This window comes from Actinomadura citrea (genome assembly GCF_013409045.1).
Classification (GTDB): Bacteria; Actinomycetota; Actinomycetes; order Streptosporangiales; family Streptosporangiaceae; genus Spirillospora; species Spirillospora citrea.
The window spans coordinates 4148764-4169545 of record NZ_JACCBT010000001.1; the positions used below are offsets into that span (position 1 = coordinate 4148764).

Sequence of the window (20782 nt, forward strand, 5' to 3'; positions counted from 1 at the left end):
CTACTTCTCCAGGCCGTGGAGGAACAGGTCCACGTAGTGCTCGCTGATGGCGGCCGTCTTGAGGCGGCCGCCCGGGCGGTACCAGGCGCCGATCTGGTGGACGGTGCCGAAGAAGAAGTGGACGGCGATGTCGGCGGGCGTCTCTGTGCGGAACGTTCCCTCGCGCTGGCCCTCCTCGACCAGGGCGCGGAAGCGCTCGTGGTAGCGCCGCCGCTCGGCGCGGACGGCCTCGCGGCGGTCGCGGGAGAGCAGGTGCGTCGAGCGGAAGAAGACGGTGAAGTCGTCCAGGTAGAGGAACGAGGTGTTGAGGACGTCGACGGCGGCGGCGCGGAGCCGCTCGGCGGCCGTGCCGGGGCCGCCCGCGATCTGCTCCAGCCGGGACGTCTGCAGGCCGAGGAGCCGGTGGTAGATCTCGTAGAGCAGGTCGTCCTTGGAGCCGAAGTAGTGGTACATGGCCCCCTTGGTCACCCCGGCGGCGTTCACGATCTCCTGCACCGAGGTGTTCTCGAAGCCCTTCTCGGCGAACATCCGGGTCGCCACGGCCAGCAGCCGGTCCGGCAGCGGCAGGGTGCCGGGGATCCGGCCCGCGGGCGCCTGCGCCATCACTCCACCTCCGTCCGGGAACGCCCCCCGGGGTCTCGTGCCGCCCCGGCGCGGCCGCCCGCAGATCGCCGATCAGCCTACCGCCCGGCGACGAACCGCCGCGGCGTGCGCCGGGACCGCGGAAAATCGGCTGTTGACCGGAGCGCCCAGTGATTCTATCTTCGGTGAATCCGACCAGTCGGTATGTGCAATTGGCCTCGGGGGATTCGCGCTGATTCATCGGCGAGGTGAGGCGACATGTCCGGCTCCTCTGCAATCCTGGAACTTCGAGAGGTGACCGTCCGCTTCGCCGGGCTGGTCGCATTGGACGGGGTGTCGCTCACGGCGCCCCAGGGCCGGGTCACGGGGGTGATCGGCCCGAACGGCGCGGGCAAGACGACGCTCTTCAACGTCGTGTGCGGCTTCGTCCGGCCGGGGGCGGGCGAGGTGCGCTGGCGGGGCCGGCTCCTTGGCCGCCATCGGCCGCACGACCTGACGCGGCTCGGCATCGCCCGCACCCTCCAGGGCCTCGGACTGTTCCCGGGGCTGACCGTGCTGGAGAACGTGATGGTCGGCGCCGACCCGCACGCCAGGGCCGGGTTCTGGTCCGGCCTCTTCGCGCTTCCGCGCGCCGACCGCGACGAGGCGGCCCTGCGCGGGCGGGCCATGACCCGGCTCGCGGAGCTGGGCGTCGCGGACGAGGCCGCCCGGCTGCCGGGGCAACTGCCCTACGGCGTGCAGAAGCGGGTCGCGCTGGCCCGCGCGCTCGTGGCCGAGCCCGACCTGCTGCTGCTGGACGAGCCCGCCGCCGGGCTGTCCGCGACCGAGATCGACGAGCTGGCCGGGCTGATCCGAGGGCTGCGCGGCGGGCCCGCCGTGGTCCTCGTCGAGCACCACATGGACCTCGTGATGAGCGTCTGCGACCAGGTCGTCGTGCTGGACTTCGGCAGGGTCATCGCGAGCGGCCCGCCCGAGAGCGTGCGCGACGACCCGGCCGTCCTCGACGCCTACCTCGGCGAGGAGGTCACCGGTGCTTGAGGTGAAGGACCTGACCGTCTCCTACGGCGCGGTCCGCGCGCTCGGCGGCGTGGACCTGTCGGTCGGCGAGGGCTCGGTGACCGCGGTGCTCGGCGCGAACGGCGCGGGGAAGACCACGCTGCTGCGCGCGGTCTCCGGCCTCCTGCGGCCCCGTTCGGGACGCGTCGAGCTGGACGGCGCGGACATCACCGGGACGGCGGTCGAGGAGATCGTCCGGCTCGGCGTCGCGCACGTCCCGCAGAGCGGCGGCGTCATCACCGAGCTGACCGTGCAGGACAACCTGCGGCTCGGCGGGCTGTGGCGGCGCGACCGGGCGGCCCTCGCGCGCCGGGTCGCCGACATGTACGAGCTGTTCCCGCCGCTCGCGCAGCGCCGGTCCCGCACCGCCGCCACCCTGTCCGGCGGCGAGCGGCAGATGCTCGCGCTGGCCCGGGCGCTCACCGGCGCGCCGCGGCTGCTGCTGGTGGACGAGCCGTCCCTCGGCCTCGCGCCGCGGGTGGTCGCCCAGCTGATGGCCGTGCTGCGGCGGCTGTGCGACGAGGACGGCCGGACCGTGCTGCTCGTGGAGCAGAACGCGCGCAGCGCCCTGTCGGTCGCCGACCGCGCCGTCGTCCTGGACCTCGGCTCCGTCGTGGCGGACGAGACCGCCGCGGCCATCGCCGCCGACGACCGCCTCCGCCACGCCTACCTGGGGTTCTGATGGTGCGCTTCCTCAATCTCACGCTCGCCGGCATCACCTCCGGGGCGGTGTTCGCGGCGGTCGCGCTCGCCCTGGTGCTGATCTGGCGCTCCACCCGCGTCGTGAACTTCGCGCAGGGCGGGATGCTGATGTTCACGACGTTCCTCGCCTGGAGCGTCATCGACGCCGGCGGCTCCTACTGGCTCGCGCTCGGCGCCGCCCTGGCGTCCGGGCTGGTGCTGGGCGCGGTCGTCGAACGGGTCGTGGTCCGCCCCGTCGAGAACAAGCCGCCGCTGAACGCGGTGATCGTCACCCTCGGCCTGCTGGTGCTTCTGCAGGCGTCCGCGGGCATGATCTGGGGCGACACGCCGCACTCCTACCCGCCCGCCTTCACCATCAAGGGCCTGTCCGCGGGCGGGACGCGGCTGCTGCTGTCGCCGTTCGACCTGTTCGTCATCGGCGCCGTCGCCGCGGTCATGGTGCTGCTGACGCTGCTGTTCGTCCGCACCGACCTCGGGCTGCGGCTGCGGGCGTCGGCGTTCGCGCCCGAGATCGCCCGGCTGCAGGGCGTCCGCGTCGGCCGGATGCTGACCCTCGGCTGGGCGCTCGCCGCGCTCGTGGGATCGCTCGCCGGGGTGCTGATCGCCCCGTCGGTGTTCGTCGGGCCCGCCCAGTTCGACGCGATGCTCGTCTTCGGGTTCACCGCCGCCGTGATCGGCGGGCTGGACAGCGCCACGGGCGCCGTCACCGGCGGGCTGCTGCTCGGCTGCGCCCTCAGCTACGTGTCCGGCTACCTCGGCTCGGAGCTCGTCGCCCTCGGGGCGCTCGCCGCCCTCATCACCGTCCTGATGATCAGACCGAACGGCCTGTTCGCCGCGAGCGCCGGACGGAGGGTGTGACCCCGTGACCGCCCCCGTGCGAAGCGCCCTGCGCCGCTCCACCCTGACCCGGCACGGGGCCGGCGCCGCCCTCGCCCTCGCCGCGCTGTACGTGCTGACCACCGCCGCCGGCCCCTACCGGGACCTGCAGATCGCGCAGGCCGCCTACCTCACCTGCGCGGTCGCCGGCCTGACGGTGCTGACCGGGCTCGGCGGGCAGATCTCCCTCGGGCACGGGGCGTTCATGGCGGTCGGCGCCTACACCGCGGCGCTGGTCATCGGGCACTGGGGCTGGCCGCTCGCGGCGGTCCTGCCGGCGGCGGCCGGGACCACCGCCGTGGCGGGCGCGGTGGTCGGCGCCGTCGCCGCCCGGCTGCACGGCCCCTACCTGGCCGGCGCCACCCTGGCCTTCGCCGTGGGACTGCCCGGCCTCGCCAACTACGAGCCGCTCGCCGGCGTGCTCGGCGGCCAGAACGGGCTGACCATCGTCCCGCCGGTCCCGCCCGCCGCGCTCGGCGAGACGTTCCCGCTGGAGCGCTGGCAGGCGTGGATCTGCTGCCTCGGCGCCGTCGTCACCCTGTTCCTGCTCGCCAACCTGACCCGCGGCCGGTTCGGGCGGACGCTGCGCGCCAGCCGTGACGACGAGATCGCCGCCGCGCTGAGCGGGGTCCGGGTCGCCCGGCTGCGGATCGCCGCGACCGTCGTCTCGGCGGCCTGCGCCGGGCTCGCCGGCGGGCTGCTCGCCGTGGTCGCCACGCTGGCCGCGCCGGGCGCGTTCCCGCTCACGCTGTCCCTCCAGCTCATCGCCGCGATCGTCATCGGCGGGCTCGGCAGCCTGCCGGGCGCCGTGTGGGGCGCGTTGATCCTGGTGTACGTGCCGACGTGGGCGGCGGACCTGTCGTCCTCGTCCGGCCTCTCGCACAACATCGCGTCGAACCTGCCCCTCGCCGTCTACGGCGTCGTCCTCATCGCGGTGACGCTGGCCTTCCCGCGCGGCGTCCAGGGAGGGCTGCGCGGCATCGGCGGCGCAGTCCGGCGCCGCGCACGCGGGAGGCGCGACCGGGCTCCCGGGTCGCGCGGTCCCGCGCCGAGCGAAACATCGGGGCCCACCACAACGCACCCAGGAGGAGCAGATGAAGCGACGCCGGACGATACGGGCGCTCGCCCTGACGACCGCGGCGACGCTGGCGGTCGCGGCGAGCGGCTGCGGCGGTGACGGAGGGGACGGCGGGTCGGCGGCGCCCGGCGTGACCGCCACCACCGTCACGATCGGCAGCCACCAGCCGCTGACCGGCCCGGCCGCGCCCGGCTACAGCGCCAACTCCGCGGCGTCCAAGGCGTTCTTCGACTACGTGAACGCCAGCGGCGGCGTGCACGGACGCAAGATCGTCTACAAGTACGTCGACGACGCCTACAACCCGACGCAGACCGTGAGCGTGACGCAGAAGCTCGTCCTCCAGGACAAGGTCTTCGCGATCTTCAACGGGCTGGGCACGCCCACGCACTCCAAGGTGGTCGACTACCTGAACGCCCAGCGCGTCCCCGACCTGTTCGTCGCGTCCGGCTGCGGCTGCTGGGACCAGCCGGACAAGCACCCGCAGACGTTCGGGTGGCAGGTCGACTACATCCGCGAGGGCAAGATCCTCGGCGACCACGTCAAGAAGACCTACGCGGGGAAGAAGGTCGCCTACTTCTTCCAGAACGACGACTTCGGCCAGGACGGGGTGAAGGGCCTCGACAAGTACATCCCGAAGGACCAGGTCGTGTCCCGGCAGTCCTACCAGCCGGGCAGCACCGACATCGGCGCCCAGGCGCAGGCGATCGCCCAGTCCAAGGCCGACGTCGTCGTGCTGTTCAGCATCCCCACCTACACGGCGCTGTTCCGGCTCGCCTCGCTGAAGCTGAACTACAAGCCGACGTTCGTCGTCAGCAACGTCGGGTCCGACCCGATCACGCTCACGGGGCTGCTGGAGAGTTTCGCCAAGAAGGGCGGCAGCGAGGTCGAGGGCAGCCCGCTCATCCAGGGCATGGTGACCGACGGCTACCTCGCCGCGCCGGGCGACGCCTCCAACAGCTGGACGGCGCTGTTCAAGAAGATCCACGACCAGTACATCCCGAAGCTGCCGTTCAACGGCAACATCGTCTACGGGATGTCGGTCGCCTACACCTTCGTGCAGGCGCTCCAGGCGGCCGGGAAGGACCCGACCCGCAAGGGCATCGTGGAGGCGCTGGAGAAGTCGCGCTTCACCGGGCCGGGCGTCGTCCCGTTCGCCTACGGCGCGGATTCGCACGCCGGGTACACCGGGGCGGTCATCGGCACGATCAAGGGGCAGAACGTCGTGCCCCAGGGGCAGCCGCTGACCACCGACGACGGTGACGGGCCGATCCAGCCCTACACGGCCCCGCAGCCGCAGGCGCCCGCCAACGGCGTCCCCGCCGCGGGCTGACGGGTCCCGCCGTCCCGCGCGTCCCCGGCGCGGGACGGCGGCCCGGCCGCCCGCCGCGCGGCGGGCGGTTCAGGCGCGGACGACCTCCGGGCCCGCGGCCGCGAGGTCGGCGGCCAGGTCGGTGTCCAGCCCGGTGTCGGTGATCAGCACGTCGATGTCGGCGAGGCCGCCGAACCGCACGAGGTGGTCGTGCCCGATCTTGGTGCGGTCGGCGAGCAGCACCCGCCGCCGCGACGAGGCGATCATCGCCCGCTTCACCGCGGCCTCGGCCTGGTCGGAGGTGGTCAGCCCGCGCTCGACCGAGCAGCCGTTGGTCGCCATGAACGCCACGTCCACCCACAGGTCGGCGAGCGGGCGCAGCACCCAGTCGTCCACCGTGGCGAGCGTGCGGCCGCGCACCCGCCCGCCGAGGATGATCACGGTGAGGTTGGGGCGGGTCGCCAGCACCGCCGCGTGCGGCGGCGAGTTGACGATCACGGTCAGCTCGCGGTCGGTCGGCAGCAGCTGGACGAACCGGGACGTGGTCGTCCCGGCGTCCACGATGACCGACCCGTCGGCGGGCAGCTCCTCCAGCGCCGCCTTGGCGATGCGCTGCTTCTCCTCCGTCATCACCGCGTCCCGCGCCGCCAGCTCCGGTTCGAAGCCGAGCCGTTCGACGGGCATCGCGCCGCCGTGCACGCGCCGGACCGTCCCGGCCCGCTCCAGCACGGTCAGGTCGCGGCGGATCGTCTCGGTGGTGACCGAGAACTCCTCGGCGAGCGCGACCACGTCCACCCGGCCCTTCGAGCGCGCCAGCGCAAGGATCGCCTGCTGCCGTTCCTCGGCGTACATGACCGTCCCACCCGTTCCGTCTGCGTCGCGGTGCGTCCCGCGTCGCGGTGCGTCCATTGTGCCGAGTCCGCCGGGCCCGGTCCGCGCAACCGGTCAGGCGGGCCGCTCGGCGTCCAGGTCGCGGGCGAGCAGGCCGGCGAGCTCCTCCAGCGCGCCGCCGGCCCCGTCCCCCTCGGCGGAGAGGATCACCTCCGTTCCCCGCCGCGCGCCGAGCGACAGCACGCCGAGGATGCTGCCGGCGGGGACGGGCGCGCCGTCGCCGACCCGGATGGACACCGGCACCGGCTGCCGCGCCGCCGCCTGGACGAACAACTGCGCGGGGCGGGCGTGCAGCCCCTGCGCCGCGGCGACGACGACGCTCCGTTCGGGCATGACGTCTCCTTCAGGGTTCGATCGTGACCTTGATGGCGGCGCCCCGGGTGACCAGGTCGAGGGCGTCGTGCAGGGCGTCCAGCGGAAGCCGGTGGGTGAGGAGGTCCTCGACGGGGACCCGCCCGGACCCGATCAGCTCCAGCGCACGGGCGTTGTGCGCGGGGCTCGACCCGTTCGCGCCGACCAGGGACAGCTCCCGGTAGTGGACGCGGTTGGCGTCCACGGGGACGACCGGGTCGTCCTTGGGCAGCCCGCCGAACAGGCTGACCCGGCCGCCCGGCGCGACCAGCCGCTGCGCCTGGCCCTGCGCGGCCGCCGACGCGGCGGCGGTGATCGCGACGTCGGCGCCGCGGCCGCCGGTGCGTTCGAGGATCTCCTCGACGACGTCGCCGGAGCCCGCGTCGAGCGCCGCGTCCGGCTTGACGAGCGCGGCGGCCCGGTGCAGCCGCTCGGCGTTGACCTCCACGAGGAACACGCGGGCGGCGCCGCGGGCCCGCGCGACCCGTACGTGCAGGCAGCCGACCGGGCCCGAGCCGAACACCACGACGTCGTCGCCCTCACCGACGCGGGCCAGTTCCTGGCCGTTCAGCACGCACGCGAGCGGCTCGGCGACCGACGCCTCGGCGAACGAGACGCCGTCCGGGACCCGGTTCACCCCGCCCACCGCGAGCACCTTCGCCGGGACCACCAGGTACTCGGCGAACCCGCCGTCGTAGTGGTATCCCATCGACTCCTGCGCGGCGCAGACCGTCATCCGGCCGCGGCGGCACTCGGCGCACCGCCCGCACGGGATCGCCGCGATCACCTGGACGCGGTCGCCCGCGGCCCAGTCCCCGGCGCCGGCCCCGGCCTCGACGACCTCCCCGGCGATCTCGTGGCCCATCACCCGCGGCGGGACGATGTGGTGGTGCCCGAACCGGGAGATCTTGACGTCGGTCCCGCAGGTCGAGCAGTTGCGGACGCGGATCTTCAGCTCGCCCGGGCCGGGCTCGGGTTCGGGGGCGTCCTCCAGGCGGATGTCGGCGGGGGCGTAGAAGCGGGCGACCTTCATGCGGTGTGTCCCTGTCCTGTCGGTTGCTCGTCCTCGGCCCGCGGGGCGAGCAGCGCGAGGATCTGCTCGGCGCCGGTGGCCTCGCGCAGCGCGCGGGCCCGGTCCGGGTCCATGAGGACCTGGGCCAGCTCGGCGAGGATCTCCATGTGGCCGTCGCCGCGCGCCGCGATCGCGATGCAGACGGTGACGGTCTCGCCGTTCCAGTCCGTCCCGTCCGGGAACCGGACGACGGCGAGGGCGTCGCGGCGGATCAGGTCGCGGCCCCCCGACGTGCCGTGCGGGATCGCCACGCCCTCACCGAGATAGGTGGAGATGGAGCGTTCCCGCTCCAGCATCGCCTCGATGTAGCCGGGCTCGACGGCGCCCGCGTCCACCAGTACCTGCCCGCAGATCCGGACGGCGTGGTCGCGGCCGCGGGCCCGCGCGTCCAGCCGGATCGCGTCCGGGACGAGCAGGCCGGCGGCGCCCTCAGGCACCGACCTCGCCGCCGTCCTTGATCGCCTTGACCAGCCGGTCGACGGCCGGGTCGCCGAGGTAGACCTCGAAGGGGATCACCGGTGCGCCGCCGGCGCCGCGCCGGGCGCGGGCCGCGAGCCCGGTGTGGCAGACGATCACGTCGGCGTCGCCGGGGATCGCGTCGACGGGCGTGTGCTCGACCGCGACGTCCTGCCTGCGCAGCGCCTTGCGGAGCTGGCCGGCGAGCATGACGCTGCTGCCCATGCCGGCGTCGCAGGCGATGACGAGTTTGCGGATGTCCTTGCCGTTCATCGTGGGTGCGCCTTCCATCAGTGTGCGGTCGTCTCTCGTGCCGCGCCGTCGGCGGGCTGCTGCGGGGCGGTGTCCTCGGCGGCGCTCTCCTCGGCGGCGCCGGCCTCCCCGCCGGTCGCGTCCCCGTCCTCCGGGTCGGACTCGGCCAGCCGGCCGAAGCCGAGCAGGGCGGCGCCGACGCCGAAGGAGACGGCCGCGGAGGCGATCAGGCCCGTGTAGACGCCGATCCAGTTGCCGGCGCCGCGGGGCGTCTGCGCGAGGTAGGCGAAGATGCTGCCCGGCGACGGGGTCGCCACGAGCCCGGCGCCCGTGGCCACGAAGATCGCCACTCCGGTCATGCCGCCCGCGATCGCGGCGAGGATCATCCGCGGCTTCATCAGGATGTAGGGGAAGTAGATCTCGTGGATGCCGCCGAAGAAGTGGATGACGGCGGCCGCCGGGACGCTCGGGCGCAGCCGCCGCGGCCCGAAGAACCAGTAGGCGAGCAGGACGCCGAGGCCCGGCCCCGGATTGGACTCCAGCATGAACAGCACGGACCTGCCGTGCTCGGCGGCCTGCTGGACGCCGAGCGGCCCGAGCACCCCGTGGTTGACGGCGTTGTTGAGGAACAGCACCTTCGCCGGCTCGATGAGCAGGGACGTGAGCGGCAGCAGGTCGTGGTCGACCAGCCATCCCACGCCGTCCCCGGCCCATTCGGTGAAGGTGTTCATGACCGGGCCGATGACCCGGTTGCCCGCGACGGCCATCGCGGCGCCGACGATCCCGGCGGAGAAGTTGTCGACCAGCATCTCGAACCCGGTCCGGACGCGGTCCCGCACGAGCCCGTCGAACAGCCGCAGCAGGTACGCGGCGAGCGGGCCGGTGATCATCGCGCCGAGGAACATCGGCACCTCGGCGCCGACGACGATGCCCACGGTGGCGACCGCGCCGACGACGGCGCCGCGCTGGCCGTGCACCATGCGGCCGCCGGTGTAGCCGATCAGCAGCGGCAGCAGGAACTTGATCATCGGGTCGACCAGCTCGCCGAGCTCCTTGTTCGGCAGCCAGCCCGTCGGGATGAACAGGGCGGTGATCAGGCCCCAGGCGATGAACGCGCCGATGTTCGGCATCACCATCGCGGCCATCCGGCCGCCGAGCCGCTGGACGTTCGCGCGGATCCCGCTCCCGGCGGGCTCCGGGGTGTGGGTGGTGGCCATCTCGGCCTCCTGTCGTTCGGGGGTGGGGGTGGTGCTCTGCGGGTCAGGTGAGGAGGGGGCGGGCGAGGTCGGGCCGCGGGTGGATGCGCACGATGTCGCGCCGCACGTCGGCGGCGCCCGGCATCCGGCTGGCGGGCAGCCGCACGGCCGCCGCGCCCCAGGCGAGGCCCTCGGCGAGCGCGCGGGGCCCGCGGGCGCCCGCCGCGAGGAACCCGGCGAGCAGGGCGTCGCCGGCGCCGACGGTGCTGCGCGGGAGGGCGACGGGCGCCTCGCCGGTGAGGACGCCGTCGTCGTCGATGAGCACCGCGCCCTGCGCGCCGAGGCTGACCAGGACGGCGCGGGCCCCCCAGGCCCGCAGCTGCCCGGCCGCCTCGACCGCGTCGGCCACGGTGTCGACCGGGCCGCCCGCGGCCTCCGCGAGCTCCTCCCGGTTCGGTTTGACCAGGTCGGGCGCGGCGGCGACGGCGGCGCGCAGCGCCGGGCCGCTGGTGTCGACCGCGACGCGGACGCCGCCCGCGGCGAACCGGCGGCACATCCGCGCGTAGGTGCCGTCCGGGACGCCGGGCGGAAGGCTCCCGCAGCCGACGACCCAGCTGGCGGCGCCGGCCGCGGCGGCCACCGCGGCGCCGACCTCGTCCAGCTCCCCGGGCGACAGCGGGCCGCCGGGCTCGTTCAGCTTGGTGACGACGCCGCCGGGCTCGACGATCGTGACGTTGGAGCGGGTCCGCCCGCGGGCGCGGACGGCGTGCACCCGCATGCCCTCGGTCTCCAGCAGCCGGCGCAGCTGGTCGCCGTCCGCGCCGCCCACCGCGACCACGGCGGTGGCCTCGACGCCGTTGGCCAGCAGCGCCCGGGACACGTTGACGCCCTTGCCGCCCGGGTCCAGCCGCGCGGACCTGGCCCGGATGACCGCGCCGCGGGTCAGCACGTCCACCTCGATCGTGCGGTCGAGGCTCGGGTTGAGCGTCACCGTGACGATCATGCGCCGACCGCTCCCGGCTTCATGTGGCTTCCCTTCTGTTTGAGTTGGTTTCTCTTGTTTTAGATCCGTTTTCTGTCGCGGTCAAGAGCGGCGGGGCCGCCGTGGTCGTCCTGTCCGATGGCGGGAAGGATGATCTGTGGTGGGCGGTGCGATGCGCGAGGCGGGAGGGGCGTCGTGAGCCGGGGCGGGACGGTCTGATGGCCTGGTCGATCTGCTTCAGCCTGCTCGCGGCGTTCCTGTTCGCCGGGGCCGCGGCCCTGCAGTACCGGGCCGCGAGGCGGGCCGTGCACGGCGTCTCGGACGCGTCCGCCGTCCACGGGCTGATCCGCCGGCTGGTCCGCGACCCGGTGTGGCTGACCGGATGGGGGGTCAACCTCGGCGGGTTCTGCGCGCAGGCCGTCGCCCTGCACTTCGGCTCGACGGCCGTCGTCCAGCCGCTGCTGGTCACCCAGCTGGTCTTCACGATCGTGCTCGGCACGATCGGCACGGGACGCCGGCCCGCGCGGCTGGACCTGCTCGGCGGCATCGCCGTGTCCGCCGGCCTCGCCGTCCTGTTCACGGTCCCGGGCGCGATCCCGCCCCAGGGCGAGCCGTCCCGGCCGCGGATCCTGCTCGCCGGGCTCATCGCCGCGCCGGTCATCATCGCGCTGTCCCGGGCGGCATGGCTGCGCAGGGGCCCGATACGGGCCGCGCTGCTCGGCGTCTGCGCCGGCCTGTGCTTCGCCGCGACCGCCGTGCTCATCAAGCTCACCACCGCCGACCTGGTCGACCGCGGCGTCGCGGCCACCGCGGGGGACTGGCCCGGCTACGCGCTGGCGGGCAGCACGCTGCTCGGCCTGGTCATCGAGCAGCGGGCGTTCGCGGCCGGGTCGCTGCCCGCGGCCATGACCGCGATGACGATGACGAACCCGATCGCGTCCTACCTCGTGGCCGCCTTCGCCTTCCAGACGCTGCCGCCCCGGACGGCCGCCGCGTTCACGGCCCTGTCGTTCAGCGTGCTGCTGCTCACCGGGGGAGTCGCGCTCCTGTCGCGGTCCGCGCACGCGACCCGCGAGAGCGATACGGTGCCCGAAGCCTCCCGAAAGGACCCTCTTTGATCACCCGACGCGCCCTCGTCCTCGGTGGGCTCGGCGGCATCGGTGCCGTCGCGGTCACGGGCGGCACCGGCTACGCGCTGGTCGAGAGCGAGACCCTCCCCGGCAAGGTCCGGCTGGACCGCGCGCTCGGCAGGTGCGGGGACGTGCCGGCGCCGCCGCCCGCGTCCGTCCGGACCGAGACGATGACCTGGCGTTCCGCGCATCGCCGCACGACCGTCACCGCGACCGTCGTCCCGCCCGCCGCGAACCGGTCGCCGCGCGGCCTGCCGGTGGTCGTCGCCCTGCACGGCACCGGGGAGAACGGCTCCTCCCTCGTGCGGAACCTGGCCCTGGACCACTACCTTCCCGACGCCGTCGCCAACGGCGGCGTCCCCCCGTTCACCCTGGTGAGCGTGGACGGCGGACCCTCCACCTACTGGCATCCCCGCGCCGCCGGCGACGACCCGGTCGGCATGATCGTGGACGAGCTGCTGCCGCGGCTGCGGGAACGCGGCGCCCGCACCGACCGCGTCGGCGCCATCGGCTGGTCGATGGGCGGCTACGGCGCCCTCGTCCTGGCCCGCCGTCTCGGCCCCGCCCGCACGGCCGCCGTGGTCGCGTCGTCCCCGGCCCTGTTCGGCTCGTACGAGGACGCGATCGCCACCAACCGCCGCGCGTTCGACGGCGCGGCGGACTACCACCGCAACGACGTCTTCGCCGCGCTGGACGAGCTGAAGGGCATCCCGCTGCGCGTCGACTGCGGGACGAGCGACCCGTTCGCCGACCGGGTGCGCGAGTTCCGCGACCGGGTCCGCCCCGAGGGCGGGCTGGAGGACGGATGCCACGACGCGGCCTTCTGGCGGCGGCAGCTCCGCCGCGAACTGGCGTTTCTCGGACACCGCCTGGGCGCCCGCTGATCACCTGGAAATGTCGGTGGGACCAGGCATGATGTCGTCATGAGCGACACCCCGGCCCACACCGAGATCGGCGACCGGGCGGCCTACGCCGCCGCCGTCCAGACCGCCGTCGCCGCCTCCGCCGCCTACTACGGCGAGGGCGACGCGCCGCTCGACGACGACGCCTTCGACCGGCTGGTGCGCGGCGTCGCCGCCTACGAGGCCGAGCATCCGGACGAGGTGCTGCCCGAGTCCCCGACGGGCAAGGTCGCCGGGGGAGCGGTGGTCGGCGACGTCCCGCACACGGTCCCGATGCTGAGCCTGGACAACGTGTTCTCCGCCGAGGGCCTGGAGACGTGGGCGGCGCGCCTGGTCCGCAGGCTCGGCCGCGAGGTCGCGACATGGAGCGTGGAGCCGAAGCTGGACGGCATGGCGATCTCGGCCCGATACCGCGGCGGGCGGCTCGTCCAGCTGGTGACGCGGGGCGACGGCGCCGCCGGGGACGACGTCTCGCACTGCTCCGGCATGATCCTCGGCCTGCCGGGACGCCTCGCCCGGCCGCTCACCGTCGAGCTGCGCGGCGAGGTGCTGATGACGCGCTCCCAGTTCGAGGCCGCCAACGCCGCCCGCGCCGCCGCCGTGGGAACGACGTTCGCCAACCCGCGCAGCGCCGCCGCGGGGTCCCTGCGCACCCGGGACCACCCCTACAAGGTGGAAATGACCTTCTTCGCCTACGGCGCCCTCCCGATGGACGGCACCGACGACGAGACGGCCGCGCGCCTGCGCGACCTGCCGCACAGCCAGATCATGGAGCTGGTCGCGGGCCTCGGCGCGAACACCACGGCCGCGACGTCCGCCCCGGGGATCACCGCGACGTCGATCGAGCGGGTGCTGGAACGGGTCGAGGAGATCGCCGCGCTGCGCGCCGAACTGGACTTCGGCATCGACGGCATCGTGATCAAGGCGGACGCGGCGGCCGACCAGGCCGACGCCGGCCTGTCCTCCCGCGCCCCGCGCTGGGCGATCGCCTACAAGCTGCCCGCGGTCGAGAAGATCACCCGGCTGCTGGACGTGGAGTGGAACGTCGGCCGGACCGGGGTCATCGCGCCCCGCGCCGTCCTGGAGCCCGTCGAGGTGGACGGCTCCACCATCACCTACGCGACCCTGCACAACGCCGCCGACATCGAGCGGCGCGGCCTGATGATCGGCGACCACGTCACCGTCTACAAGGCGGGTGACGTCATCCCGCGCGTGGAGGCGCCGGTCGTCCACCTGCGCTCCGGGCGGGAGCGGCCCATCGAGATCCCCGCGGCCTGCCCGCGCTGCGGCGACGGCATCGACGCCTCCCAGCAGCGCTGGCGGTGCGTGCGGGGGCGCGCCTGCCACGCCGTCGTGTCCCTGCGCTACGCGGTGGCCCGCGACCAGTTCGACATCGAGGGCCTCGGCGAGGGACGCATCGACCAGCTCATCGCCACGGGGCTGATCAGCGACTTCGCCGACCTGTTCACGCTCACATACGACCAGGTCATCGCCCTGGAGCGGATGGGCGAGACCAGCACCACCGCCCTTCTCGCCGCGATCGAGGGGGCCAAGGCCAAGCCGCTGAGCAAGGTGTTCTGCGCGCTCGGCGTGCGCGGCACCGGCCGGTCGATGTCGCGCCGCATCGCCCGGCATTTCGCCACGATGGACGCGATCCGCGCCGCGGACGCCGAGGCGTTCCAGGAGGTCGAGGGCGTCGGGCCGGAGCGCGCGGCGGTCCTGGTCGCCGAGATCGCCGAGCTGGCCCCGCTGATCGACAAGCTCGTCGCCGCCGGGGTCACCATGACCGAGCCGGGCGCCGCCGGCCCCGCCGCGCGGGAGGCCGGGCCCGACGCCGCGGCACTGCCCCTGGCCGGGATGTCGGTCGTCGTCACCGGAGCGATGTCCGGCCCGCTGGACGGCCTGTCGCGCAACCAGGTGAACGAGCTGATCGAACGCGCCGGCGGCACGGCGTCCTCGTCGGTGTCGGCCCGCACGTCCCTGCTCGTCGCGGGGGAGAAGGCCGGGTCGAAGAAGGCCAGGGCCGAGCGGCTCGGCATCGAGATCGTCACGCCGGAGGAGTTCGCCGCCCGCGTCGCCGCGTTCCTGTGACCCGCGGCTACGCCGTCCGTTCGACACGGCCCGGCCGGTCGGCACGGCCCGTCCGCACCAGCCAGCTCAGCATCAGCATGAGGTCGAGCCGGCCGTCCGGCTCGGTGAACCGGCCGCCGGTCAGCTCGGTGATGCGGCGCAGCCGGTACCTGACGGTCTGCTCGTGGATGTGCAGGCGCTCCGCGGCGATCACCGCGTTGTCACCGCACTGCAGGTAGGTCAGCAACGTCTCGGCGAGCGGCTGCCGGCGCCCCGGCGGCAGCTCCAGCAGCGGCCCGAGGGCGGCCTCGGCGGTCGCGTCGACCAGTTCGTCCGCCGCGAGCGTGGCCAGGGAGGCGATGTGGTCCACGCACCGGACGGGCTCCTCGTCCGGCAGCAGCCCCCGCTCCGCCAGGGTCAGGGCGTGCCGCGCCCAGCGCAGCGACACCGCGCCCTGCCCGACCGGGACGGTCGGGCCGAGCGCCGAGGTGCCGAGCCTGCGGAGCGCCGGCCACAGCCGGTCCTGGCCGGGGCCCTCCGGGTCGGGCACCACGAGGAAGGGGATCGGCGCCTCCCAGTCCGCCAGCACGGCGGGCGGCAGGATCCGGGCTCCGGCGGGCGCCCCGGCGGGCAGCGCCACCAGCGCGATGCTCTTCGGCAGCTCCCAGCGGGCCGCGACCGCCAGCTCGGCGATCGCCTCGTGCCCGGGCGGGGGCTCGGCGACCAGCAGGTCGCGGAGCCGGTCGCGGCGGCGCTCCCGCTCGGTCGCCAGCTGGCCCTGCTCGCGGGCGTAGCCCTGCGCGGCGGCGTCGGCGGCCCGCGCCAGCAGCATGAACAGCGAGTCCGTGAGCCGGCCCAGCGTCTCGCGCGACCAGCCGAGCCGGTAGGCGTCCTTGATGAACCTGCGGCAGGCGACCTGGCTGCTCACGCGCATCGCGTTCTGCAGCGCGGCCAGGCTCCGGCCGTGCCGCGCCTCCTCCTCGCCGAGCCGCAGGTACAGCTCGGTGATCTTGCGCGCGTCCGCGGTCGGATGGTCGACGGAGTCCACGAAGAAGGCGACGGTGTCGCTGACCGTCTTCTCCACCTTCCGGGCGTACTCGCCCCCGTCGGCGCCCGCGTACTCGGGGACCTGGTCGCGGATCTCCCGCTCCATCTCGTCCACGGCGGCCTGGAGGTGCTGCCGCAGCACGTCGGGCAGCTCGGCGGGCATCGGCCCTTCTGTCATCCGTTGTCCGATCGGCGGGGTGGGCTCGGGCGAATCACCCTAGGCAAGAAAGCGAACGCTGTCATCACCCGCCGACACGGTCAGGGATGGGCGGGCTGCGGTGTGGACGCGGCGGTGGAGGCGGAGGCGGAGGCGGAGGCGGAGGCGGTGGGGGAGCGCCGCCGCGCCGTCACGCGGCGGCCGAGCTTCTGCGCCGGCAGTTCGACATACCGGTGCACCAGCGCGGCCGAGGTGAGGACGGTCGCCAGCAGCACCACGCCCCAGGCGGCCCGGATCGGCGCCGACAGCCCCCAGGTGTCTTGTCCGGCGGCGTGCCAGATCGCCTGGATGACCAGCGGGTGCAGCAGGTAGACCGAGTAGCTGACCAGGCCCAGCCACACGAGGACGCGCGGCATGGAGCGGTGCCGCAGGGCGAGGCCGGCCAGGAACGTCAGCCACGCGGCGCCCACGGCGATGGACCAGTCCGGCCCGAGGGGGTTCGGGTTGGCGTGCAGGGCCCAGCTGGTCGGGGTGCGCATCCCCGCCGCCACCGTCAGGGCGGGGACGATCGCCACCATCGCCGCGGCGGGTCCGGGCCGGAGCCGCCCGTCCTGGATGCCGCGGATCGCGGTCCCGGCGAACATGGTGGCGATGATGCACAGGCTCTCGATGGCGCCGATGCGGCTGTTCAGCACGAGCAGGATGAGGGCCAGCGCGGCCACCACCCCGACGCCCGCCCGCCGCAGCCCGCGGCGCCGGCTCACCATGGCGGCCAGGCCGCCGGCGAGCAGCAGCGCGGCGGCGAAGATCGTCCCGCCCGGCCACCGGGAGGCCAGCAGCCCGGACGGCAGCGCGACCCCGAGGATGGCCGCGCCCACGCCGAAGCCGAGGGCGACGCGGGCGCTGGCGCGGTGCACGCCGGCGACGAACATCGCCGTCACGAGCAGGTAGAAGACCATCTCGTAGGACAGCGTCCAGAAGACGTTGACGACGTTCGGGACGCCCAGCAGGTCCTGCAGCATCGTCAGGTGCGCCAGCGCGGACGTCCAGGGCCGGTCCCCGATCGCCGCGGGCAGCCCGTAGGAGAGGCCGGCCGCGCCGAGCAGCAGCGCCAGCACCACCGACACGCCCCACGCCGGATACAGCCGGAAGAACCGCCCGGCCCAGAACTGCCGGACGCTGCCGCGCCGCTCCAGGGAGAACGGCACCACGTAGCCGCTGACGAGGAAGAACACGAAGACCCCGTACCGGCCGAAGTCGAACCACGGGCCGGTCGCCCGGCGGACCTCGGGCAGCAGCACGTCCAGGGAGTGCTCGAACACCACCACCAAGGCGGCGAGGCCGCGGAGCGCGTCCAGCCAGCCCATGCGCGGTGCCTTCGCCGGGGGAGCGCCGATCGTCGTGTCAGGCGGAGTCAGGGTGTTCGTCGGCATCCGGGCCACCATAGGGGCCGAACCGTTACCGTTTCTAACGGGCAAATGAGATTTCTCTTAATCGCGGCACCCGTCGCCTGACGCAGCGTCACGGGGCGCGGACACCGGATGAGCGGCTGGAGCAGGGCGGGCATGGCGAACCGGAGGAGGCCGCCGGGCCGGACGTACCGGAAAAATGTGATCAACCCCACATCGGCGTCAGCGGACGCCGACGGCGCCGTACATGACCGGCTCGTCGCGGGGGCCGGGCGGCCCCTCGGCGATGAGCGGCGCCACCCCGGGCGGCAGCGGACGGAACGGCCCGAGGAGCCGTGCGATCTCGGCGCCGCCGCGCGGATGCACCGCGACCGAGGTCGCCTCGCCGTAGAGCCGCGCGGCTTCGGTGACGGCGCCGGGGGCGAAGTCGGCGGTGGCGTGCGAGACGACCAGCGCGCTGCCGGGCGCCGTGACCGCCGCGAGGCGGTCGACGAGGTCCCCGGCGCCGGGCACGAAGTGCAGGACGCAGGAGAACACCAGCGCGACCGGTTCGGCCGGGTCGATCAGCCGCCGCACCTCGGGGCTGTCCATGACGGCGGCCGGGTCGCGGATGTCGGCCCGCAGCGCCGCGATGTTGCCGCCGTCGATGAGCAGCGCGCGGGCGTGCGCGATGACGAGCGGGTCGTGGTCGACGTACACGACGCGGGCGCCGCCCGCGCGGCCCGCGGCCATCTGGTGCAGGTTGTCGGCCCTCGGCAGGCCGCAGCCGAGGTCGAGGAACTGCCGCACCCCGCGTCCGGCGAGCAGTGCGACGGAGACGGCGAGGAAGCGGCGGGCGGCGCGGGCGGCGCCCGCGGCCTGCGGGAGGATCCCCAGGATCCGCTGGGCGAGGTCGCGGTCGGACGCGTAGTTGTCCTTACCGCCGAGGAGGTAGTCCTGGACGCGCGCCGGACCCGGCCGGTGCAGGGCGAGAGGGGTGGTCTCCGGCGCCCTCGTGCCGGGCATGGGCATGGTGCTTCACCTGTCGCCTTCACCAGACGGGATCGGTGCAATGGCTCGCTTACGACGGTAGGCCGCCGCGGCGGGCCCGGGGGCGGCCGCGTCCGGTGGACCGTCCGAAACCCGCCGGGCGTATGGCCGCATGGGGCCAGCCGGGTTTGACGCACCCCCGCCCGGTTCTGCGGCGGGCGGTCAAGGCGCGGACGCATCCGCGCCCGGGCACCGGCGTGCGACTGGCCTTTTCCGGCCATGACAAGCACTTAACCGAAGACGTCGATTCGCGGTGGAGAGCCCACCGTGGTCACCGTTCGGCGTCGCGCCACATGAGCCAGACCGGCGGGCACCCCCTGCCCGGCAGCCGGAGTTCGCGCGTCACCCTGAAGCCGAACCTCTCGTAGTAGGGCACGTTCTGTTCCTTGGACGATTCCAGGTAGGCGGGCAGGCCCTCGGCATCGCAGCGATCGAGCCGCGACCGCAGCAGGGCCGCGCCCAGACCGTTGCCCTGCGCCGGGGGGTCGGTGCCGAGCACGGCCAGGTACCAGTGCGGCTCGCGCGGATGGTGCTTCTCGATCGCGCCGAGCGCGCGGAGGGTGGCGGGCGTCCTGGTGCCGAGGATGCGCAGCAGCGGCATGGCGTGCGCCGCCTGCAATCGCAGGGGCACGCTCCACAGTCCGGGCGGGTCCCACAGCGCGGCGGCCTCGGCCCCGTCCCCGCGCCCGGTGGTCTCGGTGGATCCGTGGGGGAGGTGGACCCGCCGCAGCAGGATGCCGAACAGCGCGGTCATCCGCCGCACGCGGGAGGCGTCGTCCGGTAGCAGCCAGCGCCAGACGGGGTCGTCGTCGAACGCGCGCCCGAGGAGGGTCGCGATCGGTGCGGCGTCGGCGTCGTCCGCCACGCGGACGAGGGGGGACGGACGGGGCTCGGACGTCATGGCGCGACCTCCTCGGGGACGCGCCGATCCTCACCGGGGGCGCGTCCCCGCGTCAAGCGCGGTCACGCTCGGCCGCGGCGCTCGGCCCGCGCCCGGGCCAGCTCCTCCAGGATGAGCGAGACGCCGATCCCGATCAGCCAGGTGTCCTTCGCGAGCGGGATGCCCTGCGGGGTGGGGCGCAGCCCGCCCTCCTGCCGCACCCCGGGCAGCCGCAGGTACAGGCCGGTCAACCCGGCCGAGAACGCGGTGAGCGCCGCGCCCGCGACGAGGGAGGGCACCAGCGGGACCACCAGGACCGTGCCGAGGGCGACCTCCGCCCTGCCGAGCGTGCGGGTGAAGTCCCGCGGATCCTGCGCCTCCAGGAACGGGTAGGCGGCCTTCGCCATCCCGTGGGTCTGATCGGCCGCCTCGTCCAGTCCCTGGAGCTTCGACAGGCCCGAGTTCAGGACGAAGGCGCCGACGGCCAGCCGGACGGGCATCTGGTGAGCGCGAGCAAGTAGACGCATCGTGTCCCCATAAGCGATCGGAAGACCGGGCGCAGGGCATCATTCCCGCCGATTCGCCTTCACACCTGATCGCCGGGTCAAGTCTCGGCCTGCCGGCGCGCGGCGGGCGGACTACCGCGCGGGGAGCAGGCGCCCGGTCGGCGAATGCCCCGAGCGGGGCAGGCGGGAAGCCTCCGGGCGGCCGACGACGCCCCCGGTGCCGCCGTTGCACGATCGGGCCGTCGTCGAGAGAACCGGAGCGCTGAGATGTCGACCGTCCAGACGCGGCCGGCGGCCGCCGGGCAGCGGTGGCGGCCGGGACCGCCCGTCCGCAAGACCATCACCGTCGTGCACGTCGTCGCCTCCGTCGCGCTGCTGGGGGAGGTGTGGGCCCTCGTGCTGCTCAACCTCACCGCCACGCTGACCGAGGACGCGACGCTCGCGCACTCCGCCTACCGCCTCATGGGCGTGCTGGTGTTCGGGGGAGGCATCCCGCTCAGCCTCACCGCCCTGGCCAGCGGCATCGCGCTCGCCACCGGCAGCTCGTGGGGCCTGGCGCGGCACTACTGGGTGCTCGCCAAGCTGGTGCTGCTGATCGCGGTGATCCTCGCCGGGATGCTGCTGTTCACGCCCGAGGCGATGGCGGACGCGACCGCGGGCGGGGCGGTTCCGTCCGGGCGGCGGTGGGAGCAGGTGGCGGTGGTCTCCTGCCAGCTCGTCATGCTGCTCACCGCCACCGCCCTGTCGGTGTTCAAGCCTCGCGGCCGCGTCCGGCGGCGCGTCCGCTCATGATGCTGGCCGCCCGTCCGGCAGGCGCTCTCCGACCGCCCGCAACGCCTCCGCACACGC

The 20782-nt window shown here is 74.4% G+C and carries 22 protein-coding genes; 9 read left to right on the top strand and 13 right to left on the bottom strand.

Going from position 1 to position 20782, the window contains the following annotated elements; all coding sequences use genetic code 11:
- Positions 1-603 (bottom strand): TetR/AcrR family transcriptional regulator, encoded by a 603-nt coding sequence (locus BJ999_RS19390; RefSeq protein WP_179834596.1) that lies wholly within the window; start codon positions 601-603, stop codon positions 1-3.
- Between the two features lie 237 nt (positions 604-840).
- On the opposite strand from BJ999_RS19390, the gene BJ999_RS19395 reads away from it, so the two are divergent.
- The 5 genes from BJ999_RS19395 to BJ999_RS19415 are packed head-to-tail and all read left to right on the top strand — an operon-like array spanning position 841 to position 5624.
- Positions 841-1620, top strand: a complete 780-nt coding sequence (locus tag BJ999_RS19395; RefSeq protein WP_179834597.1) for an ABC transporter ATP-binding protein — start codon at positions 841-843, stop codon at positions 1618-1620.
- A complete protein-coding gene (locus BJ999_RS19400) occupies positions 1613-2320 on the top strand; it encodes an ABC transporter ATP-binding protein (RefSeq protein WP_179834598.1) in 708 nt (235 codons plus the stop codon). The genes BJ999_RS19395 and BJ999_RS19400 overlap by 8 nt, the downstream gene beginning before the upstream one ends.
- On the top strand, positions 2320-3198 hold the full coding sequence (locus BJ999_RS19405; RefSeq protein ID WP_179834599.1) for a branched-chain amino acid ABC transporter permease: 879 nt from the start codon (positions 2320-2322) through the stop codon (positions 3196-3198). Before BJ999_RS19400 ends, BJ999_RS19405 begins: the two co-directional genes overlap by 1 nt.
- A gap of 4 nt (positions 3199-3202) precedes the next feature.
- On the top strand, positions 3203-4393 hold the full coding sequence (locus BJ999_RS19410; protein WP_179834600.1) for a branched-chain amino acid ABC transporter permease: 1191 nt from the start codon (positions 3203-3205) through the stop codon (positions 4391-4393).
- Complete coding sequence (locus BJ999_RS19415; protein ID WP_179834601.1) at positions 4311-5624, top strand: ABC transporter substrate-binding protein; 1314 nt, start codon at positions 4311-4313, stop codon at positions 5622-5624. Before BJ999_RS19410 ends, BJ999_RS19415 begins: the two co-directional genes overlap by 83 nt.
- 69 nt (positions 5625-5693) lie before the next feature.
- On the opposite strand, the gene BJ999_RS19420 is transcribed toward BJ999_RS19415, so the two are convergent.
- The 7 genes from BJ999_RS19420 to pfkB form a co-directional block, all read right to left on the bottom strand.
- Positions 5694-6455, bottom strand: a complete 762-nt coding sequence (locus BJ999_RS19420) for a DeoR/GlpR family DNA-binding transcription regulator (protein ID WP_179838664.1) — start codon at positions 6453-6455, stop codon at positions 5694-5696.
- A 93-nt stretch (positions 6456-6548) separates the two neighbouring features.
- On the bottom strand, positions 6549-6827 hold the full coding sequence (locus BJ999_RS19425; protein ID WP_179834602.1) for an HPr family phosphocarrier protein: 279 nt from the start codon (positions 6825-6827) through the stop codon (positions 6549-6551).
- Between the two features lie 10 nt (positions 6828-6837).
- Positions 6838-7878 carry an alcohol dehydrogenase catalytic domain-containing protein gene (locus BJ999_RS19430; RefSeq protein ID WP_179834603.1) on the bottom strand — a complete coding sequence of 347 codons (1041 nt, stop codon included), beginning with the start codon at positions 7876-7878 and terminating at the stop codon, positions 6838-6840.
- A complete protein-coding gene (locus tag BJ999_RS19435; RefSeq protein WP_229810551.1) occupies positions 7875-8354 on the bottom strand; it encodes a PTS mannitol transporter subunit IIA in 480 nt (159 codons plus the stop codon). The genes BJ999_RS19430 and BJ999_RS19435 overlap by 4 nt, the downstream gene beginning before the upstream one ends.
- Entirely contained in the window at positions 8347-8646 is a 300-nt protein-coding gene (locus tag BJ999_RS19440; RefSeq protein WP_229810552.1) for a PTS lactose transporter subunit IIB, read from the bottom strand. The genes BJ999_RS19435 and BJ999_RS19440 overlap by 8 nt, the downstream gene beginning before the upstream one ends.
- A 17-nt stretch (positions 8647-8663) precedes the next feature.
- Complete coding sequence (mtlA, locus tag BJ999_RS19445) at positions 8664-9842, bottom strand: mannitol-specific PTS transporter subunit IIC (RefSeq protein WP_179834605.1); 1179 nt, start codon at positions 9840-9842, stop codon at positions 8664-8666.
- A gap of 43 nt (positions 9843-9885) precedes the next feature.
- Positions 9886-10824, bottom strand: coding sequence for a 1-phosphofructokinase (pfkB, locus tag BJ999_RS19450; protein WP_179834606.1), 939 nt, complete (start codon positions 10822-10824; stop codon positions 9886-9888).
- Positions 10825-11021: 197 nt separating this feature from the next.
- On the opposite strand from pfkB, the gene BJ999_RS19455 reads away from it, so the two are divergent.
- Genes BJ999_RS19455 through ligA form a run of 3 tightly spaced genes read left to right on the top strand, consistent with a single transcriptional unit; the run spans position 11022 to position 14926 of the window.
- Entirely contained in the window at positions 11022-11921 is a 900-nt protein-coding gene (locus BJ999_RS19455) for a DMT family transporter (RefSeq protein WP_179834607.1), read from the top strand.
- Positions 11918-12817: an alpha/beta hydrolase gene (locus BJ999_RS19460; protein ID WP_218935136.1), complete on the top strand. Its 900-nt coding sequence runs from the start codon at positions 11918-11920 to the stop codon at positions 12815-12817. Before BJ999_RS19455 ends, BJ999_RS19460 begins: the two co-directional genes overlap by 4 nt.
- A gap of 39 nt (positions 12818-12856) precedes the next feature.
- Positions 12857-14926 carry an NAD-dependent DNA ligase LigA gene (gene ligA / locus BJ999_RS19465; protein ID WP_179834608.1) on the top strand — a complete coding sequence of 690 codons (2070 nt, stop codon included), beginning with the start codon at positions 12857-12859 and terminating at the stop codon, positions 14924-14926.
- 7 nt (positions 14927-14933) lie between these two features.
- Here the strand turns inward: ligA and BJ999_RS19470 are convergent, their stop codons facing one another.
- The 5 genes from BJ999_RS19470 to BJ999_RS19490 all read right to left on the bottom strand — a co-directional run bounded on the left by BJ999_RS19470 (position 14934) and on the right by BJ999_RS19490 (position 19954).
- Complete coding sequence (locus BJ999_RS19470) at positions 14934-16115, bottom strand: PucR-like N-terminal domain-containing protein (RefSeq protein ID WP_179834609.1); 1182 nt, start codon at positions 16113-16115, stop codon at positions 14934-14936.
- Positions 16116-16210: 95 nt separating this feature from the next.
- Positions 16211-17542, bottom strand: coding sequence for an acyltransferase family protein (locus BJ999_RS19475; RefSeq protein WP_179834610.1), 1332 nt, complete (start codon positions 17540-17542; stop codon positions 16211-16213).
- Positions 17543-17740: 198 nt separating this feature from the next.
- Positions 17741-18529, bottom strand: a complete 789-nt coding sequence (locus BJ999_RS19480) for an SAM-dependent methyltransferase (RefSeq protein ID WP_179834611.1) — start codon at positions 18527-18529, stop codon at positions 17741-17743.
- Between the two features lie 289 nt (positions 18530-18818).
- The gene (locus tag BJ999_RS19485) at positions 18819-19448 is read right to left on the bottom strand and encodes a GNAT family N-acetyltransferase (RefSeq protein ID WP_179834612.1); all 630 of its coding nucleotides are present in this window, start codon (positions 19446-19448) and stop codon (positions 18819-18821) included.
- A 62-nt stretch (positions 19449-19510) separates the two neighbouring features.
- Positions 19511-19954, bottom strand: coding sequence for a hypothetical protein (locus BJ999_RS19490; protein WP_179834613.1), 444 nt, complete (start codon positions 19952-19954; stop codon positions 19511-19513).
- 246 nt (positions 19955-20200) lie between these two features.
- On the opposite strand from BJ999_RS19490, the gene BJ999_RS19495 reads away from it, so the two are divergent.
- Entirely contained in the window at positions 20201-20725 is a 525-nt protein-coding gene (locus BJ999_RS19495) for a hypothetical protein (RefSeq protein WP_179834614.1), read from the top strand.
- Positions 20726-20782: the final 57 nt, after the last annotated feature.

Excerpts from the sequence above, each read along its gene's own strand:
- BJ999_RS19390 (WP_179834596.1), bottom strand. The coding sequence starts at position 603 with ATGGCGCAGGCGCCCGCGGGCCGGATCCCCGGCACCCTGCCGCTGCCG.
- BJ999_RS19395 (WP_179834597.1), top strand. The coding sequence starts at position 841 with ATGTCCGGCTCCTCTGCAATCCTGGAACTTCGAGAGGTGACCGTCCGC.
- BJ999_RS19405 (WP_179834599.1), top strand. The coding sequence starts at position 2,320 with ATGGTGCGCTTCCTCAATCTCACGCTCGCCGGCATCACCTCCGGGGCG.
- BJ999_RS19415 (WP_179834601.1), top strand. The coding sequence starts at position 4,311 with ATGAAGCGACGCCGGACGATACGGGCGCTCGCCCTGACGACCGCGGCG.
- BJ999_RS19420 (WP_179838664.1), bottom strand. The coding sequence starts at position 6,455 with ATGTACGCCGAGGAACGGCAGCAGGCGATCCTTGCGCTGGCGCGCTCG.
- BJ999_RS19425 (WP_179834602.1), bottom strand. The coding sequence starts at position 6,827 with ATGCCCGAACGGAGCGTCGTCGTCGCCGCGGCGCAGGGGCTGCACGCC.
- BJ999_RS19430 (WP_179834603.1), bottom strand. The coding sequence starts at position 7,878 with ATGAAGGTCGCCCGCTTCTACGCCCCCGCCGACATCCGCCTGGAGGAC.
- BJ999_RS19440 (WP_229810552.1), bottom strand. The coding sequence starts at position 8,646 with ATGAACGGCAAGGACATCCGCAAACTCGTCATCGCCTGCGACGCCGGC.
- mtlA (WP_179834605.1), bottom strand. The coding sequence starts at position 9,842 with ATGGCCACCACCCACACCCCGGAGCCCGCCGGGAGCGGGATCCGCGCG.
- pfkB (WP_179834606.1), bottom strand. The coding sequence starts at position 10,824 with ATGATCGTCACGGTGACGCTCAACCCGAGCCTCGACCGCACGATCGAG.
- BJ999_RS19455 (WP_179834607.1), top strand. The coding sequence starts at position 11,022 with ATGGCCTGGTCGATCTGCTTCAGCCTGCTCGCGGCGTTCCTGTTCGCC.
- ligA (WP_179834608.1), top strand. The coding sequence starts at position 12,857 with ATGAGCGACACCCCGGCCCACACCGAGATCGGCGACCGGGCGGCCTAC.
- BJ999_RS19470 (WP_179834609.1), bottom strand. The coding sequence starts at position 16,115 with ATGCCCGCCGAGCTGCCCGACGTGCTGCGGCAGCACCTCCAGGCCGCC.
- BJ999_RS19475 (WP_179834610.1), bottom strand. The coding sequence starts at position 17,542 with ATGCCGACGAACACCCTGACTCCGCCTGACACGACGATCGGCGCTCCC.
- BJ999_RS19480 (WP_179834611.1), bottom strand. The coding sequence starts at position 18,529 with ATGCCCATGCCCGGCACGAGGGCGCCGGAGACCACCCCTCTCGCCCTG.
- BJ999_RS19485 (WP_179834612.1), bottom strand. The coding sequence starts at position 19,448 with ATGACGTCCGAGCCCCGTCCGTCCCCCCTCGTCCGCGTGGCGGACGAC.
- BJ999_RS19490 (WP_179834613.1), bottom strand. The coding sequence starts at position 19,954 with ATGCGTCTACTTGCTCGCGCTCACCAGATGCCCGTCCGGCTGGCCGTC.
- BJ999_RS19495 (WP_179834614.1), top strand. The coding sequence starts at position 20,201 with ATGTCGACCGTCCAGACGCGGCCGGCGGCCGCCGGGCAGCGGTGGCGG.